General features: G+C 38.0%; 1 protein-coding gene. It reads right to left on the reverse strand.

Annotated elements, in window-relative coordinates; translation table 11 throughout:
• On the reverse strand, positions 1 to 305 hold a 305-nt coding region (locus tag Q0976_RS24095), incomplete at both ends, for a phosphopantetheine-binding protein (RefSeq protein WP_299497406.1).

A 305-nucleotide genomic window follows, 5' to 3' on the forward strand; every position in this document is an offset into this window, starting at 1 on the left:
AGTGGAAACTTATCATAGAGCTTTGACTCATCACAACCCGTTATTAAATAATCTTTATATTTAAAGTCACCTTGAGATCGGGAGATTAGATCAGCCATCTGCTCAACTGTCCTGTGAACAAAACAGTCCCTTACTGACAAGTGACACTCAAAAGTAATATTTATTAGACTCACCAACCTTATAAGAAGAAGTGAATCCCCACCATTCTCAAAAAAATCACTATGCACGCCTATTTTCTCTACATCTAAGACTTCTTGCCAGAGGGTGCAAATCTGAGCTTCTTTTTCAGTGCGGGGAGAAATATA

Source organism: uncultured Shewanella sp., from assembly GCF_947501665.1.
Taxonomy (GTDB): domain Bacteria; phylum Pseudomonadota; class Gammaproteobacteria; order Enterobacterales; family Shewanellaceae; genus Shewanella.